Origin of the sequence: Cobetia sp. UCD-24C (genome assembly GCF_001306765.1) — a bacterium.
Lineage (GTDB): Bacteria > Pseudomonadota > Gammaproteobacteria > Pseudomonadales > Halomonadaceae > Cobetia > Cobetia amphilecti.
The window spans coordinates 376,455-389,911 of record NZ_LJTD01000002.1 but is presented as its reverse complement, the minus strand read 5'-3'; the positions used below and the strand labels follow the sequence as shown (position 1 = coordinate 389,911).

Sequence of the window (13,457 nt, the reverse complement as noted above, 5' to 3'; positions counted from 1 at the left end):
GGCACCGGCTTCAGCAAGCTGTGCGCTGCGACAAGGTGTGACACCCTGCCGCAGCTGACGTGCATCATAGCAAGCTAAGGCGCGGCTTTTAAGTGGCGTTTGCCAGCAAAAGCTCACGAATCTTGCCGATGGCACGTGTCGGGTTCAGACCCTTGGGGCAAACCGCGACACAATTCATGATTCCGCGACAACGGAATACGGCAAACGGGTCGTCCAGCTCGCTCAAACGCTCCTTGGTGGCGGTGTCACGCGAGTCCGCCAGGAAGCGATAGGCCTGCAGCAGACCGCTCGGACCGACGAACTTGTCCGGGTTCCACCAGAAGGACGGGCAGGCAGTCGAGCAGCAGGCACACAGAATGCACTCGTAGAGACCGTCGAGCTTGTCACGGTCTTCCGGCGACTGCAGACGCTCGATGGCCGGCGCCGACGTGTCGTTGAGCAGGTACGGCTGGATGCGCTCGTACTGCTTGTAGAAGATGCTCATGTCGACGACCAGGTCACGCACGACCGGCAGGCCCGGCAGCGGACGCAGCACCAGCTTGTTGTCCTTGACGACTTCGGACAGCGCGGTGACACAGGTCAGGCCGTTCTTGCCGTTCATGTTCATGCCGTCCGAACCACAGACGCCTTCACGGCAGCTGCGACGATAGGCCAGCGAGCTGTCCTGTTCCTTGAGCATTTCCATCACGTTCAACACCATCAGGTCACGACCTTGGGTGTCGACCTGAAACTCCTGCATGTACGGCGCAGTATCGGTTTCAGGGTTGTAGCGGTATATGGATACCTGAAGCATGGTTTCCCCTCCGGGCAAACGGGTCAGGTGCGTGCGGTGACCTGCACGCACCTCGATCACGGCGAACTCAAGCGAGAGTGAACTCGAGCGAGTGCGAACTTGGTCTGAAAGAAGGCGCGGCGTCCCGAGCGGGTCGCGACGCGCGCCTTGGGTTCAGACTCAGTAGGTACGAATCTTCGGCTCGAAACGCTCGACGGTCTTCGGCGCGAAGTTCACATCACGCTTGCCGACACGCTTCTCGTTCGGGAAGAACAGAGAATGCTTGAGCCAGTTCTCGTCATCACGGTCCGGGAAGTCGTAACGGGAGTGAGCACCACGGCTTTCCTTGCGGGTCAGGGCCGCAATGGCAGTGGCTTCCGCCACTTCCATCAGGTTGTCCAGCTCGAGAGCTTCGATACGCGCGGTATTGAAGACCTGAGACTTGTCGGACAGACCCGCCTTGGCGATACGCTCACGCAGATCGGACAGTTGCTTGACGCCCTCTTCCATCTTGTCTTCCTGACGGAAGACACCGAAGGAGTTCTGCATGATCTGCTGCAGTTCGCGCTTGAGTTCCGGCACGGACTCGCCGCTTTCGGACTCGTTCCAGCGGTTCAGGCGCACCAGGGCTGCATCGATGTCGCTCTGCGTCGGCTCGAGGTACTCGACACCTTCGTTGAGCGCGCTTTCGATGTACTTGCCCGCGGCGCGGCCGAAGACGACCAGATCCAGCAGCGAGTTGCCGCCCAGACGGTTGGCGCCGTGAACGGACACACAGGCCACTTCACCCACGGCATAGAGGCCGTTGACGATGCGGTCGCTGCCGTCTTCGTTCTGTGCGATGGCCTGACCGTGCACGTTGGTGGCGATGCCGCCCATCATGTAGTGGCAGGTCGGCACGACCGGGATCGGCGCGTTGGTCGGATCGACGTGCGCGAAGGTCTTGGACAGCTCGGAGATACCCGGCAGGCGCTTGTTCAGCACTTCCTCGCCCAGGTGATCCAGCTTCAGGAAGACGTGGTCGCCATTCTCGCCACAGCCACGGCCTTCGAGGATTTCCAGCACCATGGAGCGCGCGACGACGTCACGGCCCGCGAGGTCCTTGGCGTTCGGCGCATAACGCTCCATGAAGCGCTCGCCGTCCTTGTTGACCAGGTAGCCACCTTCACCGCGGCAACCTTCGGTGACCAGCACGCCCGCACCGTGAATCCCGGTCGGGTGGAACTGCCACATTTCCATGTCCTGGACCGGCAGGCCGGCACGCAGTGCCATGCCGATACCGTCGCCGGTGTTGATCAGGGCATTGGTGGTGGAGGCGTAGATACGGCCCGCACCGCCGGTGGCCAGAACGGTGGCCTTGGACTTCACGACCACGGTCTCGCCGGTCTCGATGCACAGGGCAATCACGCCGACGATATCGCCGTTGGCATTCTTGACCAGATCGATGGCGTACCACTCGTCGAGGAAGACGGTACCGTTCTTCAGGTTGGCCTGATACAGAGTGTGCAGCAGGGCGTGACCGGTACGGTCAGCCGCGGCGCAGGTACGAGCCGCCTGGCCGCCCTTGCCGAAGTCCTTGGACTGGCCACCGAACGGACGCTGATAAATGCGGCCGTTGTCGAAACGGGAGAACGGCAGACCCATGTGCTCAAGCTCGAAGACCGCTTTCGGGCCTTCGGTACACATATATTCCGCAGCGTCCTGATCAGCGATGTAATCGCCACCCTTGACGGTGTCATACATGTGCCAGCGCCAATCATCATTCGGATCAGCAGAAGCGATGGCACAGGTGATACCGCCCTGGGCAGAGACAGTATGCGAGCGGGTCGGGAAGACCTTGGACAGCACGGCGGTCTTCTTGCCGGACTGGGACAGTTCGAGACCGGCACGCAGGCCAGCGCCGCCGCCGCCGATGATGATCGCGTCGAATGTCAGGCTACGCATGGTGGACATGTATCAGGCTCCCCACAGGACTTGAACGCCCCAGACCAAGAAGATGAACAACGCAAGGATGACGAAGACCTGGAAACCGAAACGCAGTGCGGTCGGCTTCATGTAATCGGTCGCCACGGTCCACAGACCGATCCAGGCGTGTGCGGCAATCGAGATGAATGCCATCAGAGAGAAGATGCGCATCGCCGTGTTCTCGAACAGACCACTCCAGGTGGTGTAGTCGAGGTTCGGATGGAGCAGCAGGTAGCCGACCATGAACACGGAATAGACTGCCAGAATCACGGCAGAAACACGCTGCAGCACCCAGTCGGACAGACCGCTGCGGCTGAAATTGGTGATGTTGTTTACCATACCCAGACTCCCGCCAGGACCACGAGAACAGCACTGATCACGACAGTGACCTGCGCCTTGCGATTAGCACTTTCCAGTTCGACACCAATATCCATGTCCATCAGCAGGTGCTTGATGCCAGCCACGAAGTGGAAACCGAGGGCAGACAGCAGGCCCCAGGCCACGATCTTGGCCAGGAAGTTGGTCGCCAGGGTGTCGCGCACTGCCTCGAACCCTTCCGGGGAGGACAGCGAGGCATCGAGTGCCCACAGCGCAAATACCAGGCCCACGAACAGAATCACGCCAGTAATACGGTGGGTGATTGAAGTCAGCGCAGGGAGAGGGAACTTTATCGTCGTCAGATCGAGATTTACGGGTCGTTTGCTATTCACGGCTCTTACACACTCTCTTGGCCCAACACGGACGCAAGCCCGCAGGGGCGGTGGTTTGAGGAAGGGTCTCGGGCGCAGGCCATCCACGGTACCGAGCCGAATTTCCCGCCAGTCGCGCGACGGTGGATTATAGGGGTTGGCCATTGGCATGACAAATGGCATGACGTCGCAGGGCCGCAACCACGGATTGCACAAAATGCAGTGAACAGGACGCGACCTGACGCCACGGGATACGTAAACGTCGGGGAACTGACGCACAGCAGCATGGCGCGCGTCTCTACGCCGTGTGGCGAATTGACAATCTTTCGCGGGCTTCTATAGTGGGCGGGATTGATGCAAGCCCGGCATGGCAAGCAAGTCAAAGAGTTACGCGAATAATGAGGAGGTCGGCATGACTGACAAGAAAGCGACATTGACAGTAGACGGTATCGACAAGAGCATCGAGTTCCCGGTCTATTCCGGCACGCTCGGCCAGGACGTCATCGACGTTCGCGGCCTGACCGCCGAAGGCATGTTCACCTACGACCCGGGCTTCGTCTCCACTGCCGCCTGCGAATCATCCATCACCTTCATCGATGGCCAGAAAGGCGTACTGCTGCATCGCGGCTACCCCATCGACCAGCTGGCCAAGAGCTCCAACTACATCGAGCTGTGCTACCTGCTGCTGTTCGGAGAGCTGCCGAGCGACGAGGAATACGACAAGTTCGCCCAGCTGATCAGCAACCACACCATGGTGCATGAACAGATCGTCAACTTCTTCAAGGGCTTCCGTCGCGACGCCCACCCGATGGCGATCCTGTGCGGCGTGGTCGGTGGCCTGGCCGCCTTCTATCACGACAACCTGAACATCACCAACGAGAAGGAACGCTACGTCAGCGCCGTGCGCCTGATCGCCAAGATGCCGACCCTGGCGGCCATGTGCCACAAGTACAACATCGGTCAGCCGTTCATGTACCCGCGCAATGACCTCTCCTACGGCGAGAACTTCCTGTACATGATGTTCGGCAACCCGTGCGAGGAGTACAAGATCAACCCGGTGTTCGCCAAGGCGATGGACACCATCTTCATGCTGCACGCCGACCACGAGCAGAACGCCTCGACCTCTACCGTGCGTCTGGCCGGCTCCACCGGTGCCAACCCGTTCGCCTGCATCAGCGCCGGTATCGCGGCACTGTGGGGCCCGGCACACGGCGGCGCCAACGAAGCCGTGCTGGCCATGCTCGACGAGATCGGTGAAGAGTCCGAGGAGAACATCCAGCGCTTCATCGACAAGGCCAAGGACAAGGAAGACCCGTTCAAGCTCATGGGCTTCGGTCACCGCGTCTATCGCAACTTCGATCCGCGCGCCAAGGTCATGAAAGAGACCTGCGACGAAGTGCTGGAGCAGCTGGGCATGGCGGACGACCCGCAGCTCAAGATCGCCAAGCGCCTGGAACAGATCGCGTTGGAAGACGAGTACTTCATCGAGCGCAAGCTGTACCCGAATGTCGACTTCTATTCCGGCATCATCCTCAAGGCGATCGGCATCCCGACCAACATGTTCACGGTCATCTTCGCCATGTCGCGCACCATCGGCTGGATCTCCCACTGGAACGAGATGATCGCCGGCGGCCACCGCATCGGCCGTCCGCGTCAGCTCTACACCGGCCACCCGCAGCGCGACTATCCGGCCAAGTAACCCAGCACCAGGCAACCCGGCAACATCGGGTCATTCGCCTGCAGGACAGACCGCCTCTTCGGAGGCGGTTTTTTTTGGCTGTCGCCTCTCATGCGCGCAGCCTCTGCCTGACAGCAAGCCACAAAGCCGCCCCATCCCCGCCCCGGACGTGCTAGCGTGCTGATGTACCTTCGTCACGCCCTGTACGCGCCGGCACGCCATGCGCCCCACCGCGAGCGGCGCAACCTCATTCCTGATTGATGGCAAGGAGCCCCCAGCATGTCAGACACACACACAACGCCACGTACCGCCGCCTTCATCGGACTCGGTGTCATGGGTTACCCCATGGCCGGCCACCTGAAACGCGCAGGCCTGGAGGTGCGGGTCTACAACCGCACACGTGCACGCGCCGAGCAGTGGAGCGAGGAGTACGGCGGCAGCCATCACGCTACCCCGCGAGAAGCCGCCGAGGGCGCCGATATCGTGCTGATGTGCGTGGGCAACGATGATGACGTGCGCAGCGTCACCTACGGCGACGACGGTGTGCTGGCCGGCATGGCGAGCGGCAGCCTGCTGGTGGACCACACCACCGCCAGTGCCGACCTGGCACGCGAGCTGGCCGCCGCCGCGGCCGAGGCTGGCATCGGCTTCGTCGACGCACCGGTCTCCGGCGGTCAGCAAGGCGCCGTGAATGGCGTGCTGACCATCATGTGTGGCGGCAGCGAGGCGGATTACGCACGCGCCGAGCCGGTGCTGACGCACTACGGTCGCATGGTGAAGCGCATCGGCGAGACCGGTGCAGGCCAGACCACCAAGATGGTCAATCAGATCTGCATTGCCGGGCTGGTGCAGGCGCTTTCCGAGGGCCTGCACTTCGCCGAGCAGGCAGGGCTGGATCGCGAGGCGGTGATCGAGGTGATCTCCAAGGGCGCCGCCGGCTCCTGGCAGATGGAGAACCGCCACGCCACCATGATCAAGGACGAGTACGATCACGGCTTTGCCGTCGACTGGATGCGCAAGGACCTCGACATCTGTCTGGCGGAAGCACGCCGCATCGATGCCAGCCTGCCGGTGACCGCGCTGGTCGATCAGTTCTATGCCGACGTGCAGGCCATGGGCGGCAATCGCTGGGACACCTCCTCGCTGCTCAAGCGCCTCTCCAGATGAAGCGGGCCTGAATACATGCGAGCGAGCTGAATCGCATCACACGGCCTCGCACTGAAAACGCCTCATTCCAACGCCATATGGACGCGGGAATGAGGCGTTTTTTCGTGCCGCAGCGCAACATCCCAGACAGCAGCGGCGCTCGGCAGGTTTTTCCACACTATCTGTGGATAACCTCGTTGATAACCCCTAGACAAGCGCGGCGAACCAGCATGACAGCAGGCTTACCAACAGATTGCACAAAATTTAACCAGCGCATAAACCATTGATATAAAAGAAATTTTTGGTAACACGACGTAAGCGCCAGCCGCAGGGGCCGCACTTTGGGAAGAGACGCAGGGGGAGATGTGACAGCGCGCGAACAGTGGACAAGACACGGGGTCTGTCAAGAGCGACTTGGGGATAACATGCTTTTCTGCCGACACACAAGCTGTGCATAAGCCAGAATCAGGGACAAAAAAAACACACCCCGTAAGGTGTGCTTTTTTGTTGACTTCACGAGACCTGAAAGGTGACTCGAGATGTCTGAAGAGTGGCGTCCCATAGGGGGTTCGAACCCCTGTTACCGCCGTGAAAGGGCGGTGTCCTGGACCACTAGACGAATGGGACGCAGTCGCTTGAGAAACTTGGTGGAGCCTAGCGGGATCGAACCGCTGACCTCAACACTGCCAGTGTTGCGCTCTCCCAGCTGAGCTAAGGCCCCGTCTCTCAAGAACGAGGCGTATCTTACTGATAACCCTCGGGGTCGTCAACTTCTTTTTCACACAATTCTCATCGTGCTGCTGATCAGCACTGAAAGCGCTGTTCAGCGCCCTGCTGCAAGACATGGCCCCCATGACGACATACGTCACGGGGGCCATCATCTGCACATCGCAGACACCCTTGCAGGTCGCGATATTCTTACAGGTCGCGATATTCCTTCTCGAAGCGCTTGGCAGCCTTCTTGGAGACGCCGCCCAGCACGGCCACGGCGTGACGCAGACGCGCGCGCGTCATGTCGGAGCCCAGAATGACCATCGCGTCCATCACCGAGGTGGAGGTCGCCGAGCCAGTCACCGCCACGAATACCGGTGCCAGGAAGTCCTTCATCTTGAGCCCGAAGTGCTCGGAGAGCAGCTTCATTTCCGCCAGCAGGTGCTCCTTGTCCCAGCGGCTCACGGCTTCAAGCTTCCAGGTCAGGAACTGCATCTGACGCACCAGGTCTTCGCCTTCCAGCTTCGCCTTGGCGAAGTCGTCCGGCGTGATGGCCGGCAGACCGGAGAAGAAGTGGCCGGCCAGCGGAATCGCCTCGGACAGCGTCTCGATGCGCGGCTTCACTTCCGGCAGAATCTGCTTGACGTAGGACTCGTTGAAGGCCCACTGACGCAGCTCGCTCAGCAGCTCGTCCTCGGACAGATCACGGATGTAGAGACCGTTCAGCCAGCTGAGCTTCTCGACATCGAATACCGGGCCACCCAGCGAGACACGCTGGATATCGAAGTGCTCCTGCATCTCGCTCAGGGTGAACTTCTCGCGCTCGTCCGGCATGGACCAGCCGAGACGGCCGAGATAGTTGATCACCGCCGCCGGCAGGTAGCCCATGCGACGGTAGTAGAGGATCGACGTCGGGTTCTTGCGCTTGGACAGCTTGGTCTTGTCCGGGTTGCGCAGCAGCGGCATGTGGCACAGTTCCGGCATCTGCCAGCCGAAGTATTCATACAGCAGCTGATGCTTGGGCGCCGAGTTGATCCACTCCTCGCCACGCAGCACGTGGGTGATCTCCATCAGGTGATCATCCACCACGTTGGCCAGGTGGTAGGTCGGCATGCCATCGGACTTGAGCAGGATCTGCGCATCGACCTGGGCCCACTCGACCTCGATCTCGCCACGCAGCATGTCCTTGACCACACAGGTACCGCTTTCCGGCACGTTCATGCGGATGACGAAGGGCGCGCCCGCCGCTTCACGACGTGCCACTTCTTCTGCCGGCAGCGCGAGATCGGACGGCTTGAGCGCCATGTGCAGACCTTCGGCCTTGCGCGACTCGCGCAACTCGTCCAGCTCTTCACTGGTGCGATAGCACTTGAAGGCATGGCCGGCATCGATCAGCTGCTGGCAGTGCCTGGCGTAGATGTCGCCACGCTCACTCTGACGGTACGGGCCGTGCGGACCACCGACATCCGGGCCTTCGGCCCATTCGATGCCCAGCCAGCGCAGCGAATCGAGGATCATCTGCTCGGATTCACCGGTGGAACGCGTCTGATCGGTATCCTCGATACGCAGAATGAACTCGCCACCGTGCTGACGAGCGAAGCACTGATTGAACAGGGCGATGTAGGCGGTGCCGACGTGGGGATCACCAGTCGGCGACGGTGCGATGCGCGTACGAACGGTCATGTGGAGTCCAGTAGTTCGAGAAGAGAGGGCAACAAGCGTCTCGGCAATGACTGACTGCCGGGGCGTGAAATCACGCTGCTGTCTCAGCAGCAAGTGCTGGGGCATATTATACGCAAGGTGAAGATGTGCGACAGTGCGTCGCCGTGTACCAACGCTCTCTCGGCGGTAAGCTTGCGCCAGATGCGTCATTCTCTGCCTTGAGACGTGACGCCAGCGCCTCCCTGCAACTATCTCTGCCACCACCGGCAGGAGCATGAATGCCCCGAACTGCCGCTGCACCCGATGTTTCACCCTCCCCCACCGATGCCACTGCATCGGCAGAATTCGTGCCACGCCGCTGGCTGGAGACACTGGCACGTGCCGGTGGCCGCTGGCCCCAGCTCGCCATCCTGTGCGCCCTGCTCTCGACACTGGTGCTGCTCGCCCAGGCCTGGGCCATCGCCCGTCTGGCCCAGGGCGTGGCGATCGACCGCGAAGGCCTGGCGACACTATGGCCGGCCATCGCGGTGCTCGCCGCCAGTCTCTCGCTGCGCGGCGCGCTCACTGGCCTGCGTGGCTATGCCGGCACCCGCGCCAGCCAGCAGATCCGCCGTCGCCTGCGCGAGCGCCTGTTGCAGCGCTTCGCCGAACTCGGCCCGCTGTGGGTGCGTCGCCAGCATCGCGCAAGTCTCGCCAACCGCGTCTGGGACCAGGTCGAGTCACTGCACGGCTACTACGCCGACTTCCGCCCACAGACACGCCTCGCGGGGCTGATTCCGCTGATGCTGCTGTGCGTGGTGTTTCCGCTCAACTGGACGGCCGGCCTGATTCTGGCCACCACCGCACCACTGGTACCGATCTTCATGATTCTGGTCGGCATCGCGGCGCGCAAGCGCTCGCAGGAGCAGTTCCGGGAGATGGACCGCATGGGCCGTCATTTCATGGACCTGCTCACCGGCCTCAAGACCCTGAAGCTGTTCGGCAGCGCCAGACGCGGCCCCCAGGTCGAGGCGGTCAGCCATGCCTTTCGCAAGCGCACCATGCGCGTGCTGCGCCTGGCCTTCCTGTCCTCCACGGTGCTGGAATTCTTCACCGCGGTGTCTATCGCGCTGCTGGCCGTCTACCTCGGCTTCCACTTCCTCGGCCACCTGCAATTCGGCACCTGGGGCGACTCACCGCTGACCCTGCAGACCGCGCTCTTCATTCTGGTGCTGGCGCCCGAGTTCTATCAGCCGCTGCGCGAGCTGGGCGTGCACTATCACGCCAAGGCCGAGGCCGAGGCTGCCGCCAGTGACCTCGCCCCCATCGTCGGCAGTGCCCCCTTCACGCAAGAGGCCGAGGCTGGCGCACAGGCGCACAATGCCATCAGCGACCTGCCCGCGGTGCGCCCTCAGACCCGCAAGCTGCACTCGCTGATGCTGGAAGAGGTCTGTGTGCGCTATCCCAATCAGTGGAACCGTCAGACCAGCACGCTGACTCCGCCGGCGCTCGGCCCGCTGACCCTGCGGATCACCCAGGGCGAACGCGTCGCGCTGACCGGCGCCTCCGGCTCCGGCAAGTCGACGCTGCTCAATCTGCTGCTCGGCTTCGTCGAGGCCAGCGACGGCCTGCTGTATCTCAACGGCCATCCGCTGAGCCACGGCCTGCCGCCGGGCATGGCGACCTGGGTCGGTCAGGAGACGGTGGTCCTGTCCGGCACGCTGGCCGACAACCTGCGTCTGGCCAGGCCTCACGCCAGCGACGCCCAGCTCGAAGCGGCGCTGGACAATGCCGACCTGCTTGACTGGTACCAGCACCTGCCGCGCAGGCTCGAGACGCGCCTTGGCGAGGGCGGTCAGGCGCTATCCGGCGGCCAGGCACGCCGCCTGTCACTGGCCCGCGCCTTCTTGCATGACGCGCCGCTGGTGCTGCTGGATGAACCCACCGCCAGCCTGGACGCCGACAGCGAAGCGCGCGTGATCGCCGCGCTCAAGCGTCTCGGCGAGGGCCGCACCCTGCTGTTGCTGACCCACCGACCAGAGCTGCTGACGCTGTGCCAGCGCCTGATTCACCTCGACGATGGCCAGCTGGTGCAGGACCACCCGCTCCCCCTCCCGACGCCGCGAGGTGACGCATGAACCGCGCCATCCGCAAGCCCGCGCCTGACACGCCCGCGGCTGTCACAGCCAGTGAGCCAGCACTGGCCGAGCCGCACGCCGAACAGCGCCCACATCTTCGCGAGTTGACACCCTATCTGGCCTTGATGCGCGAGCATCGCGGCTGGCTAGGCATCGGCGCGCTGCTGGCGCTGATCACCCTGCTGGCCGCCACCGGTCTGCTGGCGCTGTCGGGTTGGTTTCTCTCCGCCACCGCCGTGGCCGGCTTGAGCGTCGCCGCCACCCAGGCCTTCAACTTCTTCACCCCGGCGGCAGGCGTGCGCGGCCTGGCGCTGGCGCGTACCGCCGGGCGCTATGGCGAGCGCGTCACCACCCACGAAGGCACGCTGCGTCTGCTGGCGAGCCTGCGCCGCCGCCTGTTCGAGGCCATCGAGCCGCTCTCCCCCGCCGCCCTGCAGCATGCCGGCCAGGGAGAGTTGATGACGCGCCTGGGCGCGGATGTCGACGCCCTGGACAGCCTTTACGTGCGCGTATTGATTCCCTCGCTGGTGGCGATCTGCGCCATCCTCGCCGCCGGCACGCTGATCGGCATCTTCGCGCCGACACTGGCGCTGGTGGCGGTGATCGGGCTGGTGCTGACCGGCGGACTGGTGCCGTGGCTGGCCTGGTGGCGCGGCAGCCGTGACGCCATGCGGCATCAGTCCTCGGCCAGCCGCCTGCGCGCACGCCTGCTGGAGCGCCTGCAGGGACTGGGCGAGCTGGTGATCTATGGTCGCTGGAATGAGGAGCTTGAGCGCCTGGCCGAGCAACAGGCCGAGCGGGACCGTATCGAGCGCGCCCAGGCACGCCGTCAGGCACTGGCCAGCTGGCTGAGCCACAGTCTGCTGGGGCTGACGCTGGCCGGGGTGGCGCTACTCGGCGTGATGCAGATGGCGCCATATGCGAACACCGACATGACGATACATTCTGGCGAGCTGCTCGATGGTCGCCTGCTGGCGCTGTTCCTGCTGGCCGTGCTCGGCGCCTTCGAGGCGCTGGCGCCACTGCCGCTGGCCTGGCAGGGGCTCGGTCGCTGCCTGTCGGCGGCCGCGCGCCTCAACAGCGTGCAGGCCAATACGCCGGCGGCCCAGTTCCCCAGTGACTCCGAGGCTGCCACGCCGGTGGGACATGCCTTGGAGATCGAGCAGCTGAGCGTCACCCACGGCGACACGCCGGTGCTTGAAGAGCTGTCCCTGACACTGGCCGCAGGCGAGCATCTGGCACTGCTCGGTCCGTCCGGCAGCGGCAAGAGCACCCTGCTAGACGTGCTCAGTCGCTTCCATATTCCCAGCGCCGGACGCATCACGCTGGGCGGCGTGGCGCTGGACTCGCTCGATGAGGCCACGCTGCGCGCAAGCTTCGCGGTCTGTTCGCAGGACACGCATCTGTTCTGTGCCAGCTACGCCGACAACCTGCGCCTGGCCGCTCCCGAAGCCAGCGATGAGGCACTGACGCGCATGCTGGAAAGCCTTGGCCTCGGCGACTGGCTGGCCCGCCAGCCACAGGGGCTGGCCGGCTTCCCGGATGAAGGGGGACGCTCGTTGTCCGGTGGCCAGCTGCGCCGCTTCGGTGTGGCACGCGCGCTGCTGTCACCGGCGCCGATCGTGCTCCTCGATGAGCCCTGCGAAGGACTGGACCGCACCAGCGCCGAGCAGGTGATGAGCGCGATTCTCGCCGCCTGCGAGGGCCGCAGCCTGATCATGATCACTCACCAGCCGCTGGGGCTAGAGCGCTTTGCGCGCCTGGCGCTGCTGGAAGCGGGCCGCCTGCAGGAAGACGCCACCCCGACCACGCTCAGCAGCGATTCCCGTCTCGCCAGGCTGATGGAGCGCACTGCCTGACGACAGTCACATTCGGCCACTACGGAGGGATACATGCATGGCAGATAGCAGACTGGAAGATCAGCCATTGGCGGCGGATACCTTCGCGCGCCTGCCACAGGGCTTCTGCGCACTGGTCACCGGTGCCAGCGGCGGGATCGGACGGGCGCTGATCGCTGAGCTGCTCGCCCATCCCCACTGTGGAAAAGTGCTGGCGGTGAGTCGCGATGTCTCATGCCTGGCGGCGCATCCCGAGCTCGAGACGCTGGAGGCCGACCTGACCACCGAGCAAGGCACCGCAAGCCTCGAGGAGTGGCTGGCACAGCAACTGGATGGGGAGAGCGAGACGGGACAGCCACCGGCGCTGATACTCAACGCACTGGGCCTGCTGCATGACGAGCGCGAGCAGCTATGGCCGGAGAAGCGTCTGGAAGACTTGAGTCTGGCGGCCCTGACGCGCCTGCATCAGGTCAACGCCTTCGCCCCGGCCCTGCTGCTGGGAATGCTGGCGCCACGCCTGCGCCGACGCACGCCGGTGATCTTCGCCTCGCTGTCGGCGCGGGTCGGCTCGATCTCCGACAACCGCAGCGGCGGCTGGTATGCCTATCGCGCCAGCAAGGCCAGCCACAACATGCTGCTCAAGACCGCCGCCATCGAGATCGCACGGCGCAATCCCGAGGCGCTGCTGGTCGCGCTGCATCCCGGCACCACCGACACCGGCCTGTCGACGCCCTTCCAGGCCCGCGTGCCCGAGGGAAAACTGTTCACCACGGGCTTTGTGGCGCGCCGCCTGCTGCGCGTCGCCTCTGAGCTCCCGCCCATCGCCAGCGGCGGCTTCTACGACTGGGCCGGCCAGGCCATCGAGTGGTAACCCTCTCG

10 protein-coding genes and 2 tRNA genes are annotated in these 13,457 nt (G+C 63.7%); 5 read left to right on the top strand and 7 right to left on the bottom strand.

Annotation, left to right across the window (positions count from 1 at the left end):
* Positions 1-88: 88 nt before the first annotated feature.
* From AOG28_RS03915 to sdhC, 4 genes are all read right to left on the bottom strand, one after another.
* Positions 89-793, bottom strand: a complete 705-nt coding sequence (locus AOG28_RS03915) for a succinate dehydrogenase iron-sulfur subunit (RefSeq protein ID WP_054555371.1) — start codon at positions 791-793, stop codon at positions 89-91.
* Positions 794-952: 159 nt separating this feature from the next.
* Entirely contained in the window at positions 953-2,725 is a 1,773-nt protein-coding gene (gene sdhA, locus AOG28_RS03910; protein WP_043333106.1) for a succinate dehydrogenase flavoprotein subunit, read from the bottom strand.
* A gap of 3 nt (positions 2,726-2,728) precedes the next feature.
* On the bottom strand, positions 2,729-3,076 hold the full coding sequence (gene sdhD / locus AOG28_RS03905; protein ID WP_043333107.1) for a succinate dehydrogenase, hydrophobic membrane anchor protein: 348 nt from the start codon (positions 3,074-3,076) through the stop codon (positions 2,729-2,731).
* A complete protein-coding gene (gene sdhC / locus AOG28_RS03900; RefSeq protein WP_043333108.1) occupies positions 3,070-3,447 on the bottom strand; it encodes a succinate dehydrogenase, cytochrome b556 subunit in 378 nt (125 codons plus the stop codon). The genes sdhD and sdhC overlap by 7 nt, the downstream gene beginning before the upstream one ends.
* Before the next feature lie 391 nt (positions 3,448-3,838).
* Here sdhC and gltA point away from each other — a divergent pair, with 391 nt between their 5' ends.
* Both gltA and AOG28_RS03890 read left to right on the top strand, forming a co-directional pair.
* The gene (gene gltA / locus AOG28_RS03895; protein ID WP_043333109.1) at positions 3,839-5,125 is read left to right on the top strand and encodes a citrate synthase; all 1,287 of its coding nucleotides are present in this window, start codon (positions 3,839-3,841) and stop codon (positions 5,123-5,125) included.
* A gap of 258 nt (positions 5,126-5,383) precedes the next feature.
* On the top strand, positions 5,384-6,271 hold the full coding sequence (locus AOG28_RS03890; protein WP_054555370.1) for an NAD(P)-dependent oxidoreductase: 888 nt from the start codon (positions 5,384-5,386) through the stop codon (positions 6,269-6,271).
* Positions 6,272-6,801: 530 nt separating this feature from the next.
* Here AOG28_RS03890 and AOG28_RS03885 read toward each other — a convergent pair.
* The 3 genes from AOG28_RS03885 to gltX form a co-directional block, all read right to left on the bottom strand.
* Positions 6,802-6,877, bottom strand: a tRNA-Glu gene (locus AOG28_RS03885).
* An 18-nt stretch (positions 6,878-6,895) separates the two neighbouring features.
* Positions 6,896-6,971, bottom strand: a tRNA-Ala gene (locus AOG28_RS03880).
* Positions 6,972-7,168: 197 nt separating this feature from the next.
* Complete coding sequence (gene gltX / locus AOG28_RS03875; protein ID WP_054555369.1) at positions 7,169-8,644, bottom strand: glutamate--tRNA ligase; 1,476 nt, start codon at positions 8,642-8,644, stop codon at positions 7,169-7,171.
* A gap of 257 nt (positions 8,645-8,901) precedes the next feature.
* Here gltX and cydD point away from each other — a divergent pair, with 257 nt between their 5' ends.
* Genes cydD through AOG28_RS03860 form a run of 3 tightly spaced genes read left to right on the top strand, consistent with a single transcriptional unit; the run spans position 8,902 to position 13,449 of the window.
* Positions 8,902-10,740: a thiol reductant ABC exporter subunit CydD gene (gene cydD / locus AOG28_RS03870; protein ID WP_054555368.1), complete on the top strand. Its 1,839-nt coding sequence runs from the start codon at positions 8,902-8,904 to the stop codon at positions 10,738-10,740.
* Entirely contained in the window at positions 10,737-12,599 is a 1,863-nt protein-coding gene (gene cydC / locus AOG28_RS03865; protein ID WP_054555367.1) for a thiol reductant ABC exporter subunit CydC, read from the top strand. The genes cydD and cydC overlap by 4 nt, the downstream gene beginning before the upstream one ends.
* A 37-nt stretch (positions 12,600-12,636) precedes the next feature.
* The gene (locus tag AOG28_RS03860) at positions 12,637-13,449 is read left to right on the top strand and encodes an SDR family NAD(P)-dependent oxidoreductase (RefSeq protein WP_054555366.1); all 813 of its coding nucleotides are present in this window, start codon (positions 12,637-12,639) and stop codon (positions 13,447-13,449) included.
* The last annotated feature ends 8 nt before the right edge of the window (positions 13,450-13,457 follow it).